Origin of the sequence: Nocardia sp. NPDC005746, from assembly GCF_040630785.1 — a bacterium.
GTDB lineage: Bacteria > Actinomycetota > Actinomycetes > Mycobacteriales > Mycobacteriaceae > Nocardia.
Genome location: NZ_JBEXYE010000005.1, coordinates 130549 through 151565 on the forward strand (window position 1 = coordinate 130549; position 21017 = coordinate 151565).

The window sequence follows — 21017 nt, forward strand, 5'->3', positions numbered from 1 at the left end:
TGACGGGGTGGATGCGCCATCGCGGGCCGGGAGCAGGTTCGGGCCGTACGAGTTGCGCTCGTTGCTCGGCAAGGGCGGCATGGGCGAGGTCTACGAGGCCTACGACACGTCCAAGGATCGGGTCGTCGCGCTCAAGCTGCTGCCCGCCGAGCTCGCCAAAGATCCCTCCTACCAGGAGCGTTTCCGGCGCGAGTCGCAGGCGGCGGCCCGGCTGGCGGAGCCGCACATCATCCCCATCCACGACTGGGGCGAGATCGACGGCGTCCTCTACATCGACATGCGGCTGGTGCGCGGCCGCGATCTGCGCTCGCTGCTGGACGGTTCGGGGGCGCTGCCGCCGCTGCGGGTCATCGGGATCATCGAGCAGGTGGCGGCCGCGCTGGACGCCGCGCACTACTCGGGGCTGGTGCACCGCGACGTGAAACCCGCCAACATCCTGGTCACCGATGCGGATTTCGCCTATCTCGCGGACTTCGGCATCGCGCGCGCCGAGGGCGACTCCACCATCACCATGACCGGCACGGCCGTGGGCTCCTACGCCTACATGGCCCCCGAGCGGTTCGACGCGGGCCCGGTCTCCGGCCGCGCCGACATCTACTCGCTGGGCTGCGTGCTGCACGAATGCCTCACCGGCGGCAAGCCGTTCCCGGCCGACAACATGAGCGTGCTGATCCGCGCGCACCTGTCCGAGGCGCCGCCGTTGACCAGCATGCTGCGCGGCGGGATTCCGCCCGCCCTGGACGCGGTGATCGGCAAGGCGCTCGCCAAGGACCCGAACGACCGTTTCTACACCGCGGGCGAATTCGCGCGGGCCGCCCGCGCGGCGCTGGCCAGTCAGGGCCCGCCCCCGAACCTGCCGGGCGCCGGCGGCCAGGGCGCGCCGGGTCAGCCGCCGCGGCCCGGCCGGACCGTGCCGCCCGGCCCGCCCGTGGGCGCGCCCCCGACCACCGTGCTGCCGACCGGCGGCCCGGCCGGTCCGGCGACGACCATGCTGCCGGGCGGCACCCCGCCGCCCGCCCGCAATACCGATCCGACCGTGCGGCAGCCCAGTCCCGGCCGCCCGAACACCACCTCGATCCCGGCGTACATCACCGGCTCCTTCCCGGCCGCCGAGGATCCCTCGCCGTCGAGCGATCTGCCGATCATCACGCCCTCGGACCCGACCCGGGTGCGGGTCAGCGACTTCCACTACACGCCGCTGCCGCCGGATGCCCAGCAGCAGGCGGTGTGGGGTCACGCACAGGCGCAGCAGCGGGACTTCCCGTACGCGCCGGCGCCGGATCCCTCGCTGTATCCGACCTCCGAACACGCCATCGTGCAGCCCGAGCCGCGGGAGCCGGGGCGGCGGCGCAAGAGGTCGGTGGCGGCGCCGGTGTCGATCGCCGTGCTGGTGGTGGCGCTGGCCGCGATCGCCGGTGCGATCGGCTGGCAAGTCCTCGACCGCTCCGGCAACGAAACCCCCATAACGACGGCAGCACAGGGTGTTCCGGGAACCACGCCTCCGCGCTCACAGCAGACGAGCCCGGTCGCGCCCACCACGACATCCGACGCGGTCCAGCTGCCGTCGGGTGCTACGCCGTGTCCACCGACATATGCGGCGCTGGGCGGCTTCGCCAACTCCGCGATCGGGAACACGGTCACGTCCTGTCCTTTCGCGGAGGCGGTTCGGCGGTCTTATGCCGATACGGCTACTGGCCGGCCGGGGTCGCCGGTTACTGTGGTGGCAGTGAGTCCGGTGACGGGCCGGTCTTACACGATGAACTGCACGGCCGCAGGCAAATTGGTGACCTGCGCTGGTGGTGAGAACGCGGTGGTGTATGTCTACTGATCCGATCCCGGCCTGTTGCAAGGGTTTTGTGCGCGGGCTGGCGGTGGCGGCCGTCCTGGCCGTGTCCGGGTGTGGTGTGAATGTCGGTGCGGTGCACCATTCTTCGGCGCAGGCGGATGAGATCAAGCCGGTCGGGGACAGCTCGAAGCTGCAGTCCCCGCCCTTGATCGCGCCCGAATTGCCTGAACTGTACGGTTTGCCGAAAACCCTTGCGTTCGCGGCGGATTTCGCCGAGCTGAAGGCCGGACTGGAGGGCCGGATCGGCCTCGCGGTGATGCCGGTCGGCGGCGGCGACATGACCCAGCTGGGCGACTGGACCACCGGCATCGCCTGGTCCACCATCAAGGTGCCGCTGGCCCTGGCCGCCCTGCGCCACGACCCCACCGGCATGCGCTCCACCGCCGAGGCCGCCATCACCTTCTCCGACAACGATGCGGCGCAGACGCTGTGGACCTCGCTGGGCACCGGCAGCGAGGCCGCCGAGGCGGTCGAGTCGATCCTGCGCGAGGCCGGCGACGTCGCCACCGATGTCGCCGCCCGCCACACCAAGCTGGCCGCACTCGAATCCGACGATCTGCTCGCCTTCGGCGCGACCGACTGGTCGCTGGCCGACCAGGTGCACTTCGCCTCCCGGCTGCCCTGCCTGCCGCGCGCCAATTCCGTTGTCTCGCTGATGAGTGAGATCACCCCCAGCCAGAGCTGGGGCCTGGGCCGGCTGATCGGCGCGGAATTCAAGGGCGGCTGGGGTCCCGACGACGACACCGGCAAATACACCGTCCGCCAGTTCGGCCTCGTCCCGACGCTGAACGGACCGGTGGCGGTGGCGCTGGCGGCCGAACCCGACTCGGGCAGTTTCGATGACGCCACCGACATGATGGACAAGCTGGCGCTGCTGGTCGGCGACCACCTGCCCGACCTACGCGGCGGACTCTGCTCGCGCTGACCCGTTTGCGCTCGCCCTGGCCCTTTTCGGCCGCGCACCCACCGAAAACCACCCATACCCACGGCATTTGACCCGCTTCCTCCGGGACCGTGACAATCCCTGAGATTGACGGGGTTCCGGTGCGTCCGCTAGGAACAGGGAACGCGCCGGACGCCGGGGCAGATGGAGGTTGACGGGTGCACGCACCGATTTCACGCGGACGGCGGCTCGCCCGGACCGCCGGTCGCGGCGCCCTGGTGTTGCTACTCGGCGCCCTGACGGCCTGCAGCAGCAAACCCGTACTGGTACCGGACAAAACGAGCACCGCGGCGACGCCCGGGGCCACCGTCCCGGCCACCGTGGTCGCCCTGCCGGGCACACTGGCCTGGGATTTCGTCAACGAGTTGAAGCCGTCGCTGTCGGGCAAGGTGGGGCTGGCCATCACGCCGGTGGGCAGCGATCGCACGGTGGCGCTGGGCGATTGGAGCTCGGGACCGGGCTGGTCGACCATGAAGGTGCCGCTCACCTTGGCCGCGCTGCGCAAGAGCTCGTCCAACCAGACGGCCGCGATCAATGCCATCGAGTACTCCGACAACAGCGCGGCCGACACCCTGTGGCAGGCGCTGGGCTCGCCCGATGTCGCCGCCCAGACCGTCCAGGACGTGCTGCGCGAGGGTGGCGACACCGACACCACGGTGCCCGCCACCCGCACCCGATCGGACTACTCGGCCTTCGGACAAGCCGACTGGTCACTGGCCAATCAGGTCAAATTCGCGGCCAAACTGCCGTGCCTGCCCGAATCCGAGGCGGTCACCTCGCTGATGAGCAAGGTCAGCTCCGGTCAGCGCTGGGGCCTGGGCAATCTGGACGGGGCCGAGTTCAAGGGCGGCTGGGGACCCGACACCAGCGGGAACTACCTGGTCAGGCAGCTGGGCCTGATTCCCACCGCCGGCGGGCAGATCGCCATCGCGATTGCCACCCAGCCCAATTCGGGCTCCTTCGACGACGGCACCGTCATTCTCACCAAGGTCGCCACCCTGATCGGCAAGCACCTCGACGAGCTCCGGGGCGGCGTCTGCGCGGCGGGCTAACGGCCTGGACGAACCGCCGCGAACCGTAACCGGCGGTTCACGGGGGTGCAGCCCACGGACCACCGACCTCAGGGCAAGATGGGGTCCATGCGCATCGGAGTCTTGACCGGAGGCGGAGACTGCCCCGGCCTGAATGCCGTCATCCGTGCTGTCGTTCGCACCGCGAACGGCCGCTGGGGGGATGCCATCGTGGGCTTCCAGGACGGCTGGCGCGGACTACTCGAGGATCGCAAGATCCAGATCCTCAACAACGACCGCACCGACCGGCTGCTCACCAAGGGCGGCACCATGCTCGGCACCGCGCGCACCAATCCTGATGTCCTGCGCGCCGGACTTCCCCGCATCAAGCAGACCCTCGACGACAATGGCATCGACGCGCTCATCCCCATCGGCGGCGAGGGCACCCTCACGGCCGCCTCCTGGCTGGCCGACGAGGGTGTGCCCGTGGTGGGCGTGCCCAAGACGATCGACAACGACATCGACTGCACCGACACCACCTTCGGTCACGACACCGCGGTCGCCATCGCCACCGAGGCCATCGACCGGCTGCACACCACCGCCGAATCCCACCAGCGCGTCATGCTCGTCGAGGTGATGGGGCGGCACGCGGGCTGGATCGCCATCAACTCCGGCATCGCCGCCGGCGCCCACCTCACCCTGGTGCCCGAGGTGCCGTTCGACGTGGACGAGGTCTGCGCCATGGTGAAACGGCGCTTCCAGCGCGGGGATTCGCACTTCATCTGCGTGGTCGCCGAGGGCGCGCACCCCGATCCGGAGTCCATGACGCTGCGCGACGGCGGGATCGACGAATTCGGGCACGTCCGGTTCACCGGGGTCGCCCAGCAGCTGGCGCCGGAGATCGAGCGGCGCATCGGCAAGGAGGTCCGGGTCACCGTGCTCGGGCACGTGCAGCGCGGCGGCACGCCGACGCCGTACGACCGGGTGCTGGCCACGCGATTCGGCGTGCACGCGGCGGAAGCCGTGCATGCCGGGCAATTCGGGCAGATGGTGGCGTTGCACGGCACCGAGATCGCACTGGTGCCGCTCTCGGAGGCCACCAAGCAGCTGAAGCTGGTGCCGCAGGACCGGTATCGGGAGGCCGCCGCCTTCTTCGGCTGAGCCGGAACACCTCTCATCGAGCGTGAGAGACGGCCCTCGCACCCGTTGGCGCGAGGGCCGTTTCGCGTCTCGTGAAGGCACGGTCCGGCGATCGAGTAGGCGACGCTGGTCGAGCCCGGGACGGAGGGCGTCCGGGACGGTAGTGGGCTCAGTCGTCGCGGTGCTGGGCGTAGTGGCGGGCCGCGCGGGCGCGATTGCCGCAGGCCACCGAGCACCACTCCTGGCGCGGATGGGATTTCACGAAGTACCGCACGCAGCGCGGGGCGGGGCAGACACGGATCTGCTCGGCCTGCGGTCCCCCGAAGAACTCGATGACGGCATCGGCCAATCCGGCCTTGACCGTGTCGAGTTCGGTCTTCGTGAGCAGCCGGTATTCGAGACGCTGCCCCTCGCTGTCCCACTCGAGCAGCCGCAGCGCGGGGGCGGCGGCGTGGTTGATCGCGGCCAGCGACTCGGGGAAGGTCGGCAGCACGGTGGCGTCGGCGGAGCTGGGCGGATGCGGCGCAACATATTCCGCGAACAGCGCGCGCACCTGCTGGCGCAGGTCCACCAGGGCGGCGCGGTCGTCCTCGGTCGGCAGCCAGGCCTCGAGGTCCACGTACACGCCGACGTCGACGGCATGGGCGACCAGCCATTCCCGGGTGGATTCACGGGTGCCGAAGGCGTCCGTCAGACCGCGGCTGGTGGCGCGGATGGTGTTCGCCAAACGAAGTGCCAAGGGATCGACCATGACCCGATTCTAACGGGTATTGATTTCCGAAGCCATGATGTTCTAACGTGTGAAAGCACGATCTTCCGTTAGAAAGTTGAGGACGTCATGATCACTCCGATCGAGCAAGCACCCCTGTTGGACGAGGTCCGCAAGCGCATGGGCCGGGTGCCGAACATGACCAAGGTGATGGCGAACGCGCCCGTGGTACTGGAGGGTTACCTCGGGCTGGCCGGCGCGCTGAAGAAGGGCACGCTGCCCGCCCCGACCTCGGAGCGCATCGCGCTCACCGTCGGCGCGGCCAACGACTGCGGCTACTGCGTCGCCGCGCACACCTTCACCGGCAAGCGGGTCGCCAAGCTCAGCACCGAGGAGATCGAGGCCGCCAAGCAGGGCACCTCGGCGGACACGAAAGAGGCCGCGGCCGTGGCCTTCGCGCGCGAGCTGACCGAGAGCCGCGGCAAGGCCGATCCGGCCGAGGCGCTGGCCGCGGGCTGGACCCAGGAGCAGGTACTCGAAATCGTGGCCCTGGTCGCCCTGCAGACCCTGACCAACTACGTCAACAAGGTCGGCGAGACCGAAAACGACTGGCCCGCCGCGTAATTTGTCCCATTCATGGCGTGATCGGCCCCCTCGGGGGCCGCACGCGGATACCTAAGGTCGACACTCATGAACGGCGTCAAGTCCCCCAGCCTGATCGACGCGCAGGTGCTGCGCTCCCTGCTGCACAACGGCATCGTGGTCCGCGCGGTCGCCCTGGCCGTGGCCACCATCGTGCTGCTCGTCATCCACCACCCCACCTGGGTCCCCTACGCGGTCAGCGGCTACGCCATCTGGAACGCCGCCGCGGTCACCCTCAACTCCGCCCGCGCCGCCGCACGCGCCGCCTGAACACCGACGACAGCGGCCCGCACAGCCTCAGTGGTCGAAACGCCCCGCGGCCACGGCGGTGGTGAAGCGATCCCAATCGGCCGGCGGGAACACCAGCGCCGGACCACCGGGATTCTTGCTGTCCCGCACCCCGACGCCGCCGACCAGGAACGCGATCTCCACGCATTCCTTGGCCCCGGTGCTGCGGGCGCTCTTGAACCACCGGACGCCGGGTTCGACGGTCACGTCGCGTACTCCTTCGCCGCCCTCCGCAGGAGGTCTCTGCTCGTCGTCTCGTCCAGCGCGGCGCGCTGAATCGCTTGGTAGGCCTCGCGGTAGCGGTCGACCGCGGCCTGCTTCTCCAGGTAGAGGTCGCCGAGAAAGTTCTCCAAGTAGACGACCGTGGGTTCGAGGGGGCGGTTGCCCGCGTCATGGCCGAAATCCAGGATCACGAACGGGCCCACCGTGTGGCCGATCGGCACCCCCGCCGAGAAGGGTAGTACACGAACAGCGATCGTCGGCAGAGTCGACATGTCGGCCAGCCGCCGCAGCTGCCCCGCCATGACGCGCGGACCCCCGACAACGCGATGTAGTGCGGTTTCGTGCACCACCACATCGAAGTGCGCGGGACTACGCTTGCGCGTCAAGAGGCTTTGACGACGGGTCTTCAACTGCACCCGGCGGTCCAGTTGGTCACTCTCAGCATCCGGCCAGTAATCATTGATCAGCACCCGCGCGTACTCGGCGGTCTGCAACAGGCCGGGAATGATCTCCGGCTGGTAGGAGATGAGGTCGCGGGCCGAAGCCTCCAGGCCCACATACACATTGAAACCCTCGGGTATCAGATCGTCGTACTCGTGCCACCACGACTTGACGCTGGTCTGTTGCGCGAGGCCGGTCAGGGCCGAACAGAATTCGTCGTCGAAGTCGTAGATCCGACACAATTCGCGGACATCGAGAACCCGGATCTTCTCGGCATTTCCGGTTTCCAGACGTTGCAGTTTGGACTCGCTCCACTCCATCAGCGCGGCGGCCTCGGCAATCGTCATATTGCACTGCATCCGGCCTTCCCGCAGGTACCTCCCCAGCTGCCGGCGCGGCAAAGTCGAACCATGATCGGACATCGAATCCTCCCCCACGAAGGCTGTTTTCGGTCACTGCGAATGATGCTCCCACGCGATATGAATGCCGACCTGGAGCTTTCGGAAAGTTTCCCACCGCGCGCGGGCAATGATTGTCGGTTCGCCGAAACGGTGCTGGACTTGAGTCGCGCCCGGTGAGAACCGGAGCCCTGACATCTCTGGACCCACTCGTCCCCCGAGCCGGGCGCACCCAATCCCTCCCGTGCCGACCTCCGAGATCGGGTGTGACAAGGACCCGATTGCGGCGTGGCGCGTAAGGAATCTCGGTAGGCTTGTGTGGGCCCGGCGCACCAGCGCCGCATACCGAGCGCCAGCGCCGGACCGCGAACTGTCCAGCCCCTGCGCTGCCCCCGGTGGACGCCCATGATGTATCTGTTCGACTGCACGATGGACCCCGGCGACCTGGGTTTGCCCCAGGCCCATCAAGCCATGCAGATCCACAAGTTCTGCACCGTGGACAACTGCCTGGTCCGCCGCCGAGCCCGCCAAATCCTCGTCGACAAAGGGCAAATGGTCCTCGGCGACCGCGCCCGATATCCCCGCTCCTGAACCGCCCCGGCCGGGCCGCCTAGCCCGACACCACCACGACGGCCACGGCCACCAGCAGCACCAGCGCCAACACGGCGAGCCCCAGCACCACCAACGCGGTGGCCTGCGAGGCTCCCACCCGCTGCCCGGCCGCCGGAATCACCGTCGGCCGCACCGGCCCCACCCCGAACGGCGGCGGTCCGTACCCCTGATGCCCCGGCATTTCCACCGGCCCGGGGGCCGCCATCTCGCCGGCGCCACTCGAAACCGGCTCGGCCACAACGAACTCCGTCGCAGGCGCGGCCCGCACCGCACCCCCGGCGGCGGGGTTCGCACCGGCGGGCACGAACGCCCCCGAATCCGGATGCCGCGACATCCCGCCCGCCTCGTCCCCACCGCCGGTTACCGCCTCGGGCGCGTCCTCGGCCTCGCCGCCGAGCGAATCATCAGGGTGCGTCGCCGCGTCGCCAGCCGTCGATCCGGAACCGTCCACCGCGTCGGTCGGCGAATCCGCCACCACCGCCTCGAGATCTGTCGAAACAGACGATCCCGACGCCGAATCGGCGACAACGCCCCCATCAGCCGACTCCGCCCGATGCACCGCCTTCTCGACCTCCTCATCGGAAGAAGCCACCGAAACCACCGGCTGCGCAACGACATCGGTCGGCCGCTGCCACACCTCATCCCCCGACGGCTGCGGCCGATACCGCGGCGCCGACCCGACCTGATCGGCCACCCCGGCGGGCTGCACGGCGACCGCAGGAGTCTGCGGCGCACCCGGGACTTGTTGTGCCGCTGGGTTACCGGCGCCGCCTGCCCGGGATGGCCCCTGAACCCGAGCCCCCGGCTGCCCCGGGGCCTGCGGCGTGTACCCGAGGAAAGGCGGCGCGCCCGCGGGTGCCGATTGCGGTGGCATGGAAGGACCGGCGGCAGCGGGCTCCGGCGCTTGGGGGTGCGGGCGAACGGTCGGACCCGAACCGACATGGTCCGCGTCGTGGGGCGACGGGAGGACCGGTGTCCCGGCGGCCGGTTGCAGTGGCGCGGGATATGCGGAGGGCGCGGCCGGGGACGGCGGCGGCACCGGATAGGCGGGCCCTACCGGCGGAGGCAATACCGGCTGGCCGGACTGCGCTTGCGGCGCGGGGTAATTGGGTGCCGCGGCCGGTTGCTGGGATGCCGGGTAGTTCGGTGCGACCGGAGGCTGGGCGGCGGCGGGCGGCGCGGGGTAGGGCTGTTGGGTCGGGGGGACCGCCGGGGGCGGGTAGGCGGCGGCTGGGACCTGGTACGGCGGGGCGGGGTAGGGCTGGGCGTAGTTCGGCTGGGGGGCGGGCGGGTTCGGGTAGGCGGGGTGCTGGGCCGGGGGGCCGGAGAGGGCCCGGCGGGCGGCCTTGGCGAAGTCGGTGCAGGTGGGGAAGCGGTCGGCGGGGCGTTTGGCCATGGCCTTGGTGAGGACGGCGTCCATGGCCGGGGAGAGGCCGGCCCGGCGGAGGCTGACCGGGGGCGGGAGGAGCTGGAGGTGACCGCGGATCAGTTCGCCGGGGTGCGGGGAATCGAAGGGGCCCACCCCGATCAGGAGCCAGTACAGGGCGCAGGCCAGGGAGTACTGGTCGGTCGTGGGGTCGAGGTGGGCGCCGGTCATCTGTTCGGGCGAGGCGTAGGCCAAGGTGGCGGTGAACATCCCGGCCTGGGTGAGGTGGGTGGAGTCCTCGCGCAGGCGGGCGATGCCGAAGTCGGTGAGGAAGACGCGTTCACCGTGACCGGCGACGGCGCGGGCCAGAATGATGTTGGCGGGCTTCACATCCCGGTGCAGGACGCCCATCCCGTGCGCGTAGTCCAGAGCGTCGGCGACGCCCTCGATCACCTGCACCGCGCGCTCCGGGGGCAGCGTGGCCACGTTCACGCCCGCCGCGTCGACCCCGTCCACGTACTGCATGGAGATCCACAGCATCTCGTTCTCGGTGCCGCGGTCGTACACCTCCACGATATTGGGGTGGTCCAGCCGCGCGACCAGATCCGCCTCGCGCTCGAATCGGGCGCGGATCTCGGTGTCCGCGTACAGTTCCCGGTTCAGCAGCTTCAGTGCCGTCAGCTTGCCCAGGCGTGGATGCCGGGCCAGATACACCGAGCCCATCCCGCCCTGACCGAGCAGTCGTTCGATGGTGAACCCGGCGAACACGTCACCGCCATTCAGCACTGTCCACGACCCCCTTCCGGTGACGTACAAATCCGTGAGCCTACCCGCCGAAACGCTGTCGGGGCAGGTCAGCCGGGGGTCACCAGTCCGGATTCGTAGGCCAGCACCACCGCCTGCGCCCGATCGCGCAGGTTCAGTTTGGTGAACACCTTCGACACGTGCGTCTTCACGGTTTGTTCCGCCACGAACAGGCTTTCGGCGATCTCGGCATTGGACATGCCGCGCGCCACCAGTTCCAGTACCTCCCGCTCGCGCGGGGTGAGCACCGACAGCTGCGGGGCGGGCGCGCGCCGGGTCCGGCGGCTGGTGACGTCGGCGATGAGCCGGCGCGTCACGGTGGGCGCCAGCAGCGCGTCCCCGGCGGCCACCACCCGCACGGCGCGCACCAGTTCCTCGGCGGGCGCGTCCTTGAGCAGGAAGCCGCTGGCGCCGATGCCGAGCGCCTCGTACACGTAGTCGTCGATGTCGAAGGTGGTGAGCATGAGCACCCGCACCGGCGGGTCGAATCCGGCGTCGAGAATCACCTTGGCCGCGTCGAGCCCGTTCATCTCGGGCATGCGGACGTCCATGAGCACCACGTCGGGCCGCAGCCGTTTCGCTTCGGCCACAGCGGCTTTCCCGTCCGGAGCGTCACCGATCACGCTGATGTCGGGTTGCGCGGCCAGCAACGCCCCGAATCCCTGCCGCACCATCGCCTGGTCGTCGGCGATCAACACGGTTATCGCCACAGTCCCACCTCACGCACGCAACCGAGTTTGCCATGCCGGGGGCGGAACGGCCGTCACGAAGACAACTTCGCACCCCGGCCGGGTAGTGACCGGGTTACAGCGTGACGGGCGTGAGAGCGGTCAAGGGCAGCCGGGCGTGCACCTCGAAGCCGCCGTCGGGCCGGGGTCCCGCGGTGAGCACGCCCCCGACCGCCGCCGCGCGGGTCTGCATGCCCGCGATTCCGGAGCCCGCCGCGGCGGAGTGGTCGCCGGCGCGCACCGCGATCGGGCGATCATTGCCGACGGTCAAGGTGAGTTCGTGGGTGCAGGCGATGCGCACCCGCACCGCTGCGCCCGGCGCGTGCCGCGAGGCATTGGCCAGCGACTCCTGCACGATCCGGTACAGCGCCAGCCCGGTGGTCTCCGGCACCGCGCCGAGCTCGCCGTCGACGGTCCAGGTGAGCGGCACCCCGGCCCGTTGCGCACCCTCCAGCAGGCCCGGCAGATCGGCGGCGGAGGGCTGCGGCGCGTGCTCGGGCAGCTGCCCGTCGCTGCGCAGCACGCCCAGCATGCCGCGAATCTCGTTGAGCGCGGCCCGCGCACCCGTCCCGATGGATTCGAATTCGGCGCGGGCCTCGGCCGAGAGCCCGTCGATCCGGTAGGGCGCGGTCTGCGCCTGCACCACCACCATCGACATGTGGTGCGCCACCACGTCGTGCAGGTCGCGGGCGATGCGCGCCTTCTCCTCCAGGATCGCGCGCCGGGCCCGCTCCAGCTCGGTCTCCTCCTCCGACTTCAGCAGCGCCCGCCGCGACAGCACCACCCACCGGATGAGCAGGCCGAACACCACCAGCCCGGTGATGGCCAGCGGCCAGCCGAAACCGGACTCGGCGAAACTGTCGCCGGTCTGGGCCATGGCGGTGGCGAACAGCAGCGAGGTCGACAGCCACACCACGCCCACGATCCGGATGGGCGCGCGCACCGCCACCGCGAACACCAGGGCGAACAGCGCCAGAATGTGCACCACCTGGAAGGGGATGGTGTTTCCCGGCTGATGCGGCACGGCCAGCGTGATCAGCAGCGCCGACCCGGCCGAAACCGCCCATCCCAGTGGCGGATTCACCCGCACCAGCAGGATCGGGAACGCCGCGAACCCGGCGATGAACGGTGCCGCGGCCGCGGGCACCTTGTGGGTCAGATGCAGTGTCGGCCACGCCACCGCGATGAAGATGAGCGCGAGCAGCACCGTGAACCCGTCGAACCACTGCCGCGCCCGTGCCACCCGGGCCTGCCCTGACAACTTTCCACCCATGCCATCGACGGTAGAGACTGCGCCCGCCCCACACCTCATACCCCTGAGTGATCTCCCACCCCCTACCCCGGTACGACACCGGCACGGGTGTCCCCCGCACCGCCCAGGACGCAACCGCCCCACAGGCTGACGCCCCGGTCGGAAGCCGATTCCTAGCGTCGATCCCCATGAGAGCGTTCCCGATTTCCCGCAGGAATTCGCCCCGTTCCGCCTCGCCGGTCCTCCCGTCGCACGACTCCGCCGGGCTCCGCCGCTACGGCGCGCTCGCGGCCGCGGCCGCCGTCGTGTGCACGGTCGGCGTCGCGTTCGCCCCGGCCGCCGGCGCGGCGGCCGACCTGCCGCGCCGGCCCGAGAGCTCGTCGGCCCGAGCGAGCCTGCTGGAGTCGATCGCCGCCCGACCGAACTCCACCGCGATCCCCGACGACTTCGCGGCCGCGGCCGGGTACCGCCCCGTCGTCGAAGCGGGCATGCTCCTCAACCCCGAGGGTGACTGCTCCTCCCCCGTCCCTCTCCCGGCCGAATTCGACCTGGCCTGCAAATCCCACGACCTCGGCTACGACCTGCTGCGCTACGCCGCCGCCCACGGCCAGCCGCTGGGTCCCTGGGCCCGCCGATCCGTGGACGCCGCACTGGAACAGCGCATGCACACCGCCTGCGCGGCCCGCGAGGACGCGCTGTCGCGCACCCGGTGCCAGGTCATGGCGACCATCGCCGCGACGGCCGTGGACCTGAATTCCATCCGCCAGAACTACGGCAGCCCCGTCTACGAGCCATTCTTCGAGCACACCGGCACGGGCCCCACGCCCGCCGCGCTGGTCGCGGCCGGAGCCGGCATCGCCGGACTGGCCTTCGCGGCAACCATTCCGGTGCGCCGTACCCGCTCCCGCCGTGGCACAGCGGCTCGGGAACGCGACGTCGCGATCGCCGGTCCCGCCTCGGCGGTGGCGCTGTGATCCCCGCCGGGCACGCCGCTCGTCGCGGCAGCCTCGAGCGGGTGCGTACAAATGCGACCGTCGCGCCGCGGAAGTCGAGCGATCGCACCGGACCAACGCCCGGCGACGATCCGACGGGGAGAAATGGTGCTACCGCGCGGCGGTCTCGGGGGGCATCGGGATGGACATGGTTCCACGCGCCACGGGTCGGGACGAGCGCGGCGATGGCAGGCGGGACGCTCGCGTCGCTGGCACCGGGGTTGCTGCCGCGCACACCGTCGGCACAGGCGATCGTGACCGCGCTGCTGGTGCTGATCGGACTGGCGGTGGCGGGGATCGTTCGGATGATATTGCGCTGGACTCGGTTCGGGGTGGAGCGGCTGGTGCGGTGGCGGGCTCCGGTGGCGGTCGCGGGGACGGGGCTGGTCGGGGGTGCGATGGGGTATGCGGAGCATTGGCAGAACTCGCTGCGGAATGCCATGGGGGTCGGGGGTATCGGGCCGGGGTACTGGGTGCAGTGGCTGGCGTGGACGGTGCCGATCGTGGCGGTGGTGGTGGGTCTGGCACACGGGGTGCGGTGGGTGGTGCGCCGATTGGGGCGGGCGCGGAGTATCACGGCGGGAGTGGCGCTGGGGGTGGCGGCGCAGCTGATGGTGGTGCCGAGCCTGGTGGAGTGGCGGCGGGCGGCCTACGCGGCGGCGGATTCGTTCGTGGATCCGGCGCTGGTGCAACCGGATTCGCCGACCCGGTCGGGGAGTCCGGTGTCGATGGCGAGCTGGCCGTCGCTGGGCGCGCAGGGGCGGCGGTTCGTGGCGGGGACGCCGGCGCGGGCGGTGCGGGTGTACGTCGGGTTGAACTCGGCGGCGGGGCTGCAGGCGCGGGTGGCGCTGGCGGTGCGGGAGCTGGAGCGGACGGGTGGATTCGAACGGCGGAATCTGGTGGTGACCGTGCCGACCGGCTCCGGGTGGATCGACAGCGATGCCGCCAAGGGACTGGACGCGCGGTTCGACGGGGATGTGGCGCTGGTCGGATTGCAGTACTCGGACGCGCCGAGCTGGGTCACCTTCGTCTTCGGGCGCAATGCCGCCGAGGAGTCGGCGCGGGCCCTGTTCCGGGCTGTCGAACAACGGATCTCGACGCTGCCTGACCCGCCGAAGCTCTACATCTACGGGCAGAGCCTGGGCGCGCTGGGCGGCAGCGCGGTGTTCACCGACGACGCCGACCTGGACCGCCGGGCCTGCGGCGCGCTCTGGGCGGGTCCGCCGGGCGGCCAGGTGCGGCACGGGCGGGCGGCGGTGCTGGCCAATGCCTCCGATCCGGTGGTGCACTGGTCGCCGTCCCTGCTGTGGCGCGCACCGGATCTCACCGGCACCCGGCCGGATGCTCCGGTCCCGCCGTGGTTTCCGGTGGTGAGCTTCCTGCAGACCTCCGCCGACCTGCTGGGCGCGCTCGACGCCCCCGCCGGTCACGGGCACCGCTACGGCGTCGACCAGGGCACGGTACTGCCGGGCTGCTGAGTGGGTTCGCGGACTTCGCGGGTGAAGTCCCCGACCAGCCGGTCGATGGCGGCGGCCGCGTCGAGCCGAGCCCGCCAGACCTCGGGGATGGCGTCCGCGCCCAGGCGGGCCCCGAGCAGCGCGCCGCAGATGGACCCGGTGGAGTCGCTGTCCCCGGAGTGGTTGACCGCCAGCAGCACGCCGTTGCGGAAGATCTCTTCCGGTGTGCCGCCGACGTTCTCGGCGCACACCGCCGCGCACACCGCCAGCGCGAGGGCCTCGGAGCCGATGACGCCGCTGCCCAGTCGTTCCAGCAGTCCGGGCGCGGGCATGGGCCGCCCCCGGAAGGCGACGGTGTCGGCCAGCCGCACGGCCGCGTCGAGCGCCTCGGAGGTCTCCTCGTGGTTCCGGTTCCGGACCAGCTGCGCGCGGGCCTGTTCCACCGCGGTCCGCACGTCCAGCCCCCGGCCCAGCCCGTACACGGTGGCCGCGAAGGTGCCCGCCGGCAGCCAGCCGCTCGGGTTGCCGTGGGTGAGGGCCGCCGCGTCGCAGGCCAATTCGAAGGCGTGCTCGAGCGACGGCGTGAATCCGCAGGGCGCGGAACGCACCACGGCCGCGCAGCCCTTGGAGTCGTTGATCGGGTGGTCGCGGGTGCCCAGCGGCGTGCCCGGCCGCTGCCGGGCGGCCGCGCGCAGCATGGCCGAGATGGTGGTCTGGGTGGGACCCCGGTAGGTCATCAGCTCCGGATACACGGTCAGCCCGCTCTGCAGCGGCACCGGCTGTTCGGGCACCGCGGCCTGGCCCTGCCCGCGCAGCCACACCAGCAGGTTCTCCTGGATCATGCCGACGGCCGCGGCATTGCCACGAGCCCGCACGCGCGCGCTGCGGATCAGCGCCTCCATGGTGAACAGGGTCAGCTGGGTCTCGTCGGAGATGCGGCCCTTGTAGCCGCCGCCCTCACCGGTGACGCCCTGATTCCCGTAGCGCTGCTGGATGTTCGGCAGCAGCATGGTCTCGATCGGCGCGCCCAGCGCGTCCCCGATGGCGCCGCCGAACAGGCAGCCGCGCACGGTGTCCTCGCGGGGCAGCCGGTCGGCCGCCGCCGCGCGCGGCCGCCGCACCAGCGACACCGGTTCGGCCACCGTCTCCCAGGCGGCCCGCGCGAATTCGTAGCAGGTCTCGTAGCGGTCGCGCGGGTCCTTGGACAGCGCGCGCCGCAGCACCGCGTCCAGTTCGGCGGGAACCTCACGCCGGAACTGGCCGGCGGGCGGCGGCGGGGACTGCAAGTGCCCGAGCATGACTGTCGCGATGTTCGGCGCGTCGAAGGGCCCGCGCCCGGTGAGCAGCCGGAACAGTGTGCAGGCCAAGGAATACTGGTCCGAGCGCGGCCCCATGGGCGCGGAGGTCAGCTGCTCCGGGGAGGCGTAGGCGAGGGTGGCGTTGAGCATGCCGGTGCGGGTCAGGTGCGCGGTGTCGTCGAGCACCCGGGCAATGCCGAAGTCGCTGAGCAGGACCCGTTCGGCGAAGCCGGTGCCGATGCCGCCGGAGCGCGACAGCAGCAGATTGGCGGGCTTCACGTCGCGGTGCAGGACGCCGCGCGCGTGCGCGTAATCCAGTGCGGCCGCGGTCTGCACGATGATCTCGACCGCCCGGTCCGGGGGCAGGCCGAAGGGGTCGATGGACGCGCCGTCGACCCCGTCCACGTACTGCATGGCGATCCACAGCTGCTCACCCTCGTCACCGCGGTCGAAGACGGTGATGATGTTGGGGTGGTCGAGCTGGGAGATCACATCGGCCTCGCGCTCGAAGCGCTGCCGGGTCTCGTTGTCGCCGAACATCTCCCGGTGCAGCAGTTTGAGCGCGATCAGCCGCGGGAGCCGAGGGTGGCGGGCCGCGTAGACCGAACCCATTCCGCCACGGCCCACTTCGCGCTCGATCACGTAGCCCGCGAAGACTTCGCCGCGTCGCAACATCCCCTGACAAACCCTTCACACACGCCGAAACGCTGCCAGCCTACCGGTCGGGACCGACGCGTCGCAGGCAATGCCGGATCGGCCGGATACCGACTGCCCGAAATCGGACAAGCCGGACAGCGACTCACCTCCGCCGCTGACCAGCGGTGAAACTCCCGCCGACCGAGCGCGAGCGCACCGGGACCGGCACGGCGAACGGCCCGCCACCGCCGCGGACAGCATGCGGCCCCCGCCGGTTGACACCGGCGGGGGCCGAATTCGCTTGCGGGATCGGACCGATCAGGCGATCGGGCCGCGGGCCGCCTCGTAGGCCGCGCCGACCCGGTACAGGCGGTCGTCGGCCAGCGCCGGGGCCATGATCTGCAGACCGACCGGCAGGCCGTCGTCCGCGCTGAGCCCGGACGGCACCGACATGGCGCAGTGTCCGGCCAGGTTGGTGGGCAGCGTGCACAGGTCCGAGAGGTACATGGCCAGCGGGTCGTTGACCTTCTCGCCCAGCTTCCACGGGGTGAACGGGCTGGTCGGCGAGACCAGCACGTCGACGGTCTCGTAGGCCTTGTCGAAGTCCCGCGCGATCAGGTTGCGGACCTTGTTGGCCTGGCCGTAGTAGGCCTCGTAGTAGCCCGAGGACAGCGCGTAGGTGCCGATCATGATGCGGCGCTTGACCTCCGGACCCAGTCCGGCCTCACGGGTCATGGACATGACCTGCTCGGCCGAGTGGGTGCCGTCGTCGCCGACGCGCAGGCCGTACCGCATGGCGTCGAAGCGCGCCAGGTTCGACGACACCTCCGACGGCAGGATCAGGTAGTAGGCGGGCAGCGCGTACTCGAAGTGCGGGCACGACACCTCGATCACCTCGGCGCCCAGCTCCTTCAGCTGCGCGACCGCGGCGTCGAAGGAGGCGAGGACGCCGGGCTGGTAGCTGTCGGAGTGAAGCTCGCGCACCACACCGACTTTCAGGCCCGACAGGTCGCCCTTGGCGCCCTCGCGGGCGGCGGCGACCACCGGCGGCACCGGCACATTGCGGGAGGTGGAGTCACGCGGGTCGTACCCGGCGATGACCTCGTGCAGCAGCGCGGTGTCCAGCACGGTGCGGCCGCACGGGCCGCCCTGGTCCAGCGAGGACGCGCAGGCGACCAGGCCGAAGCGGGACACGGTGCCGTAGGTCGGCTTGGTGCCGACGGTCGCGGTGACCGCGGCGGGCTGGCGGATCGAGCCGCCGGTGTCGGTGCCGATCGCCAACGGAGCCTGGAAGGAGGCCAGCGCGGCGGCCGAGCCGCCACCCGAGCCACCCGGAATCCGTTCGGTGTCCCAGGGATTGCGGGTCGGGCCGTACGCCGAGTTCTCGGTCGACGAACCCATGGCGAACTCGTCCATGTTCGTCTTGCCGAGGATCGGGATGCCCGCCTCGCGCAGCTTGGTGGTCAGCGTCGCGTCGTAGGGCGACACCCAGCCCTCGAGCATCTTCGACCCGCAGGTGGTCGGCATGTCGACGGTGGTGAAAACGTCCTTGAGCGCCAAGGGAACACCGGCCAGCGGCGAATCCACGGTCCCGGCGGCGATCCGGCGGTCCACCTCGGCGGCGGTGACCAGCGCCTGCTCGCCCGCGACGTGCAGGAAGGCGTTGATCTCCCCGTCGACATCGGCGATGCGGCGGATGTGAGCCTCGGTGACCTCGACCGAGGAAACCTCGCGGGCGTGGATCTTGTCCGCGAGTTCCGCCGCGGTCAGCTTGGTCAGGTCGGTCATTCGCCCTCTCCCAGAATCTGCGGAACCATGAACCGCTGCTCCTCGACGGCCGGGGCCATGGCGAGCGCCTCGTCCGGAGTCAGGCACGGCTGCGGCACATCCGGGCGCGTCACGTTGGTCTCCGGATTCGGGGATGCGGTGGCGGGCACATCGGCAGCGGCGACCTGCGAGATCTGTGCGACGTGGGTCAGGATGGAATCCAGCTGACCGGCGTACAGATCGAGTTCGTCGTCCGTCAAAGCGAGCCGGGACAGCCGGGCGAGGTGGGCTACCTCGTCCCTGGAGATGGCGGGCACCGCGGGACCCCTTTCGGCATGGTTCGAGCTAGGTGATTGGCCATCCGACAGCCTAGTGGGTTCACCTTCGGCCACCGGTCGCAGGTACGCGCCGGACCTGGCACCATCAATGTGTGACCCGCCGGTAGGTGGCCCACGTCACAGCAGATGCTTCGATTCGATAACGGGCTCTCGAGGGTGTAAGTATTGCGGGACTCGGGTACCCGTCGGAAAGTTTCGGTCGCACAGTAAAGAAAGGAAGGCACGTGTCATACCTGCTTCGCGTGCAACTTCCGGATCGCCCAGGGAGTCTCGGATCGCTGGCGCTGGCGCTGGGTTCCGTTGGCGCGGACATCCTCTCGCTGGATGTCGTCGAGCGCGGCGACGGCTTCGCGATCGACGACATCGTCGTCGAGGTGCCGACGGGCGCATTGCCCGACACCCTCATCACCGCCGCCGAATCACTGCACGATGTGCAGGTGGATTCGCTGCGGCCGTACTCGGGGATCCTCGACACCCACCGCGAACTCGAGCTCATCGACCAGGTCGCCAACGCGCGCGACGACCGGTTGCAGGTGCTCGTCGACGGCGCGCCCCGGGTGCTGCGGGTCGGCTGGTCGACCGTGATCGACATGGGACCGCAGGGCGCCTACCGGGTGGTGGGCTCCCAGAGCGCGCCGTCCACACAGGCCGCCTCGGCGCCGTGGATGCCCCTGGAGAAACCGTCGGTGCTCGACGGTGACGCCGACTGGGTGCCCGATCTATGGAAGGACATGGACACCAAACTGGCGGCCGCGCCGCTCGGCAATACCGGCAAGGTGCTGTTGCTGGGCCGCCCGGGCGGACCGGACTTCCGGCCCTCGGAGGTGGCCCGGCTGGGCTACCTGGCCGGCATCGTCGCGACCGTGCTGGGCTGAGCCGCACCCTCTTTCACCTCGCGTTTCACGCCCCTACCGGAGATCCGGTGGGGGCGTTTCGCATTGCCGGACCGCTGCTCACCTCCCCGTTTCCTACGTAGGAACTCAGTAGATTCCCAGGTTTTACCTACTATTCACCTACGTAGGTCATCTACGGTCTTACTCAGTAGATAAGGAACGGCCGAGACGCCGCGCAGAGAGGCAATGACGCCATGCAGCACGCCCATCGACCACGACCCCACCTCCGCCGCATCGGCCTGATTCTGGCCCCGCTGGCCGGCGCCACCATGCTCGCCGCGGGACCGGCATCCGCCGAACCGTCCACGCACGGCGGCACCTCACCCGGATCCTCCGACCCGTCGCGGTCCGGGGACCGCGGCAACCGGCCCGGCATCGTCACGCACGGCAATGACAACACCGGCATCCACGCCCGGGATCCGCTCGGCTTCAACCACACCGACACCGATCCCGTTCTCCAGAACCAGCACCCGCGGCAACCCGGCACGGTCCGCCCGCCGAACCAACCGCCGAACCGGGTCGGCGGCGGCAACCCGGCCACCTGGACACCCACGTGGGACCGCGACGGTTCCGGCTACACCGTCTGCCCCGCGCTCGCCAGCCACTGCTGACCATGGACCGAGACCAGGGAGCCACCATGACTACTGCCATGACCACGTGGCGCGGCTCGCGACGCTTCGGGCGGGCCGCCGCCGCGCCCATCGCCATCGCCGCCCTGGCCGTCGCCGGGCTGCCGCTCGCCGCGACCGCCGACGCGGAAACCGGTGAGCGCCGGGCCCGCGCCGGGTGTCTGTGGGCGGGAACGACTTACCCGCAGGACAGCACCGTCATCGCGGGCGGTACCAGCTTCCGGTGCGGCACCGACGCCGGAGCGCCGTACTGGTTCGCCGGTGCGGATACCGACCGGCCCGCCACGGTGCGGACACCGGGCGCGACCGGCAGCCCGATCGGTCAATTCAGTCCGGGCGCACGGCAACCCGGCACCAGCTACACCGACTACTGCGTCGGCAATCAGCTGATCCCGGGCACCGACGACGTGTACCAGGTGGTCCGGCTGCCCGGGGACGTGCTGCTGTGGAAGGCCGCCGAACCCATCGCCGGATGGACCTTCGACGGGGCGCGGCCCACACCGACCTGGCGCACCGCATCGCTCTGCATCGACGGCGTGCTGACCTGAGCCCCGCCCGCGGGAGACATCCCCGCGGGCCCGCGAGGTTGGCCGACTCGGCCCGAAC

General features: G+C 70.6%; 21 protein-coding genes. 12 read left to right on the forward strand and 9 right to left on the reverse strand.

Annotated elements, in window-relative coordinates:
- Nucleotides 1–7: 7 nt before the first annotated feature.
- From ABZ412_RS11550 to ABZ412_RS11565, 4 genes are all read left to right on the forward strand, one after another.
- The gene (locus ABZ412_RS11550; RefSeq protein WP_357279297.1) at nucleotides 8–1828 is read left to right on the forward strand and encodes a protein kinase; all 1821 of its coding nucleotides are present in this window, start codon (nucleotides 8–10) and stop codon (nucleotides 1826–1828) included.
- Complete coding sequence (locus ABZ412_RS11555) at nucleotides 1818–2771, forward strand: hypothetical protein (RefSeq protein ID WP_357279300.1); 954 nt, start codon at nucleotides 1818–1820, stop codon at nucleotides 2769–2771. The genes ABZ412_RS11550 and ABZ412_RS11555 overlap by 11 nt, the downstream gene beginning before the upstream one ends.
- A gap of 176 nt (nucleotides 2772–2947) precedes the next feature.
- Entirely contained in the window at nucleotides 2948–3841 is an 894-nt protein-coding gene (locus ABZ412_RS11560) for a hypothetical protein (RefSeq protein ID WP_357279302.1), read from the forward strand.
- 87 nt (nucleotides 3842–3928) lie between these two features.
- The gene (locus tag ABZ412_RS11565; RefSeq protein ID WP_357279305.1) at nucleotides 3929–4960 is read left to right on the forward strand and encodes an ATP-dependent 6-phosphofructokinase; all 1032 of its coding nucleotides are present in this window, start codon (nucleotides 3929–3931) and stop codon (nucleotides 4958–4960) included.
- A 148-nt stretch (nucleotides 4961–5108) separates the two neighbouring features.
- On the opposite strand, the gene ABZ412_RS11570 is transcribed toward ABZ412_RS11565, so the two are convergent.
- Entirely contained in the window at nucleotides 5109–5690 is a 582-nt protein-coding gene (locus tag ABZ412_RS11570; RefSeq protein ID WP_357279307.1) for a CGNR zinc finger domain-containing protein, read from the reverse strand.
- Nucleotides 5691–5777: 87 nt separating this feature from the next.
- On the opposite strand from ABZ412_RS11570, the gene ABZ412_RS11575 reads away from it, so the two are divergent.
- Both ABZ412_RS11575 and ABZ412_RS11580 read left to right on the forward strand, forming a co-directional pair.
- Nucleotides 5778–6272, forward strand: coding sequence for a carboxymuconolactone decarboxylase family protein (locus tag ABZ412_RS11575; protein WP_357279310.1), 495 nt, complete (start codon nucleotides 5778–5780; stop codon nucleotides 6270–6272).
- Between the two features lie 66 nt (nucleotides 6273–6338).
- Complete coding sequence (locus ABZ412_RS11580; RefSeq protein ID WP_357279313.1) at nucleotides 6339–6560, forward strand: hypothetical protein; 222 nt, start codon at nucleotides 6339–6341, stop codon at nucleotides 6558–6560.
- Nucleotides 6561–6587: 27 nt separating this feature from the next.
- On the opposite strand, the gene ABZ412_RS11585 is transcribed toward ABZ412_RS11580, so the two are convergent.
- On the reverse strand, nucleotides 6588–6785 hold the full coding sequence (locus ABZ412_RS11585; protein WP_357279315.1) for a DUF397 domain-containing protein: 198 nt from the start codon (nucleotides 6783–6785) through the stop codon (nucleotides 6588–6590).
- Nucleotides 6782–7663: a helix-turn-helix transcriptional regulator gene (locus tag ABZ412_RS11590; protein ID WP_357279318.1), complete on the reverse strand. Its 882-nt coding sequence runs from the start codon at nucleotides 7661–7663 to the stop codon at nucleotides 6782–6784. Before ABZ412_RS11590 ends, ABZ412_RS11585 begins: the two co-directional genes overlap by 4 nt.
- A 381-nt stretch (nucleotides 7664–8044) precedes the next feature.
- Here ABZ412_RS11590 and ABZ412_RS11595 point away from each other — a divergent pair, with 381 nt between their 5' ends.
- Nucleotides 8045–8230, forward strand: coding sequence for a hypothetical protein (locus tag ABZ412_RS11595; RefSeq protein WP_357279320.1), 186 nt, complete (start codon nucleotides 8045–8047; stop codon nucleotides 8228–8230).
- Nucleotides 8231–8249: 19 nt separating this feature from the next.
- Here the strand turns inward: ABZ412_RS11595 and ABZ412_RS11600 are convergent, their stop codons facing one another.
- The 3 genes from ABZ412_RS11600 to ABZ412_RS11610 form a co-directional block, all read right to left on the reverse strand.
- Nucleotides 8250–10403, reverse strand: a complete 2154-nt coding sequence (locus ABZ412_RS11600) for a protein kinase (RefSeq protein WP_357279323.1) — start codon at nucleotides 10401–10403, stop codon at nucleotides 8250–8252.
- A 68-nt stretch (nucleotides 10404–10471) separates the two neighbouring features.
- On the reverse strand, nucleotides 10472–11131 hold the full coding sequence (locus ABZ412_RS11605) for a response regulator transcription factor (RefSeq protein ID WP_357096127.1): 660 nt from the start codon (nucleotides 11129–11131) through the stop codon (nucleotides 10472–10474).
- A gap of 94 nt (nucleotides 11132–11225) precedes the next feature.
- Nucleotides 11226–12422 carry a histidine kinase gene (locus ABZ412_RS11610; protein ID WP_357279325.1) on the reverse strand — a complete coding sequence of 399 codons (1197 nt, stop codon included), beginning with the start codon at nucleotides 12420–12422 and terminating at the stop codon, nucleotides 11226–11228.
- 167 nt (nucleotides 12423–12589) lie between these two features.
- Between ABZ412_RS11610 and ABZ412_RS11615 the strand changes: the two genes are divergently transcribed.
- Together ABZ412_RS11615 and ABZ412_RS11620 are read left to right on the forward strand one after the other, a co-directional pair.
- Complete coding sequence (locus tag ABZ412_RS11615) at nucleotides 12590–13375, forward strand: hypothetical protein (protein ID WP_357279328.1); 786 nt, start codon at nucleotides 12590–12592, stop codon at nucleotides 13373–13375.
- A gap of 203 nt (nucleotides 13376–13578) precedes the next feature.
- On the forward strand, nucleotides 13579–14871 hold the full coding sequence (locus ABZ412_RS11620) for an alpha/beta-hydrolase family protein (protein ID WP_357279330.1): 1293 nt from the start codon (nucleotides 13579–13581) through the stop codon (nucleotides 14869–14871).
- On the opposite strand, the gene ABZ412_RS11625 is transcribed toward ABZ412_RS11620, so the two are convergent.
- The 3 genes from ABZ412_RS11625 to gatC form a co-directional block, all read right to left on the reverse strand.
- A complete protein-coding gene (locus tag ABZ412_RS11625) occupies nucleotides 14832–16823 on the reverse strand; it encodes an ADP-ribosylglycohydrolase family protein (protein ID WP_357279333.1) in 1992 nt (663 codons plus the stop codon). The two genes, ABZ412_RS11620 and ABZ412_RS11625, sit on opposite strands and share 40 nt — an antisense overlap.
- Before the next feature lie 279 nt (nucleotides 16824–17102).
- Nucleotides 17103–18572 (reverse strand): Asp-tRNA(Asn)/Glu-tRNA(Gln) amidotransferase subunit GatA, encoded by a 1470-nt coding sequence (gene gatA, locus ABZ412_RS11630; RefSeq protein WP_357279335.1) that lies wholly within the window; start codon nucleotides 18570–18572, stop codon nucleotides 17103–17105.
- Nucleotides 18569–18868, reverse strand: coding sequence for an Asp-tRNA(Asn)/Glu-tRNA(Gln) amidotransferase subunit GatC (gene gatC / locus ABZ412_RS11635; protein WP_357279337.1), 300 nt, complete (start codon nucleotides 18866–18868; stop codon nucleotides 18569–18571). The genes gatA and gatC overlap by 4 nt, the downstream gene beginning before the upstream one ends.
- 245 nt (nucleotides 18869–19113) lie before the next feature.
- Here gatC and ABZ412_RS11640 point away from each other — a divergent pair, with 245 nt between their 5' ends.
- The 3 genes from ABZ412_RS11640 (at nucleotide 19114) to ABZ412_RS11650 (ending at nucleotide 20959) form a co-directional block, all read left to right on the forward strand.
- A complete protein-coding gene (locus tag ABZ412_RS11640; RefSeq protein WP_357096145.1) occupies nucleotides 19114–19764 on the forward strand; it encodes an amino acid-binding protein in 651 nt (216 codons plus the stop codon).
- 212 nt (nucleotides 19765–19976) lie between these two features.
- The gene (locus ABZ412_RS11645) at nucleotides 19977–20393 is read left to right on the forward strand and encodes a hypothetical protein (RefSeq protein ID WP_357279340.1); all 417 of its coding nucleotides are present in this window, start codon (nucleotides 19977–19979) and stop codon (nucleotides 20391–20393) included.
- 26 nt (nucleotides 20394–20419) lie between these two features.
- Complete coding sequence (locus tag ABZ412_RS11650) at nucleotides 20420–20959, forward strand: hypothetical protein (RefSeq protein WP_357279343.1); 540 nt, start codon at nucleotides 20420–20422, stop codon at nucleotides 20957–20959.
- Nucleotides 20960–21017: the final 58 nt, after the last annotated feature.

Bases quoted from the DNA above. Each gene is read 5' to 3' on its own strand.
- ABZ412_RS11555 (WP_357279300.1), top strand. From the start codon at position 1,818: ATGTCTACTGATCCGATCCCGGCCTGTTGCAAGGGTTTTGTGCGCGGG.
- ABZ412_RS11565 (WP_357279305.1), top strand. From the start codon at position 3,929: ATGCGCATCGGAGTCTTGACCGGAGGCGGAGACTGCCCCGGCCTGAAT.
- ABZ412_RS11570 (WP_357279307.1), bottom strand. From the start codon at position 5,690: ATGGTCGATCCCTTGGCACTTCGTTTGGCGAACACCATCCGCGCCACC.
- ABZ412_RS11575 (WP_357279310.1), top strand. From the start codon at position 5,778: ATGATCACTCCGATCGAGCAAGCACCCCTGTTGGACGAGGTCCGCAAG.
- ABZ412_RS11580 (WP_357279313.1), top strand. From the start codon at position 6,339: ATGAACGGCGTCAAGTCCCCCAGCCTGATCGACGCGCAGGTGCTGCGC.
- ABZ412_RS11590 (WP_357279318.1), bottom strand. From the start codon at position 7,663: ATGTCCGATCATGGTTCGACTTTGCCGCGCCGGCAGCTGGGGAGGTAC.
- ABZ412_RS11595 (WP_357279320.1), top strand. From the start codon at position 8,045: ATGATGTATCTGTTCGACTGCACGATGGACCCCGGCGACCTGGGTTTG.
- ABZ412_RS11610 (WP_357279325.1), bottom strand. From the start codon at position 12,422: ATGGGTGGAAAGTTGTCAGGGCAGGCCCGGGTGGCACGGGCGCGGCAG.
- ABZ412_RS11615 (WP_357279328.1), top strand. From the start codon at position 12,590: ATGAGAGCGTTCCCGATTTCCCGCAGGAATTCGCCCCGTTCCGCCTCG.
- ABZ412_RS11620 (WP_357279330.1), top strand. From the start codon at position 13,579: ATGGCAGGCGGGACGCTCGCGTCGCTGGCACCGGGGTTGCTGCCGCGC.
- ABZ412_RS11625 (WP_357279333.1), bottom strand. From the start codon at position 16,823: ATGTTGCGACGCGGCGAAGTCTTCGCGGGCTACGTGATCGAGCGCGAA.
- gatA (WP_357279335.1), bottom strand. From the start codon at position 18,572: ATGACCGACCTGACCAAGCTGACCGCGGCGGAACTCGCGGACAAGATC.
- ABZ412_RS11645 (WP_357279340.1), top strand. From the start codon at position 19,977: ATGCAGCACGCCCATCGACCACGACCCCACCTCCGCCGCATCGGCCTG.
- ABZ412_RS11650 (WP_357279343.1), top strand. From the start codon at position 20,420: ATGACTACTGCCATGACCACGTGGCGCGGCTCGCGACGCTTCGGGCGG.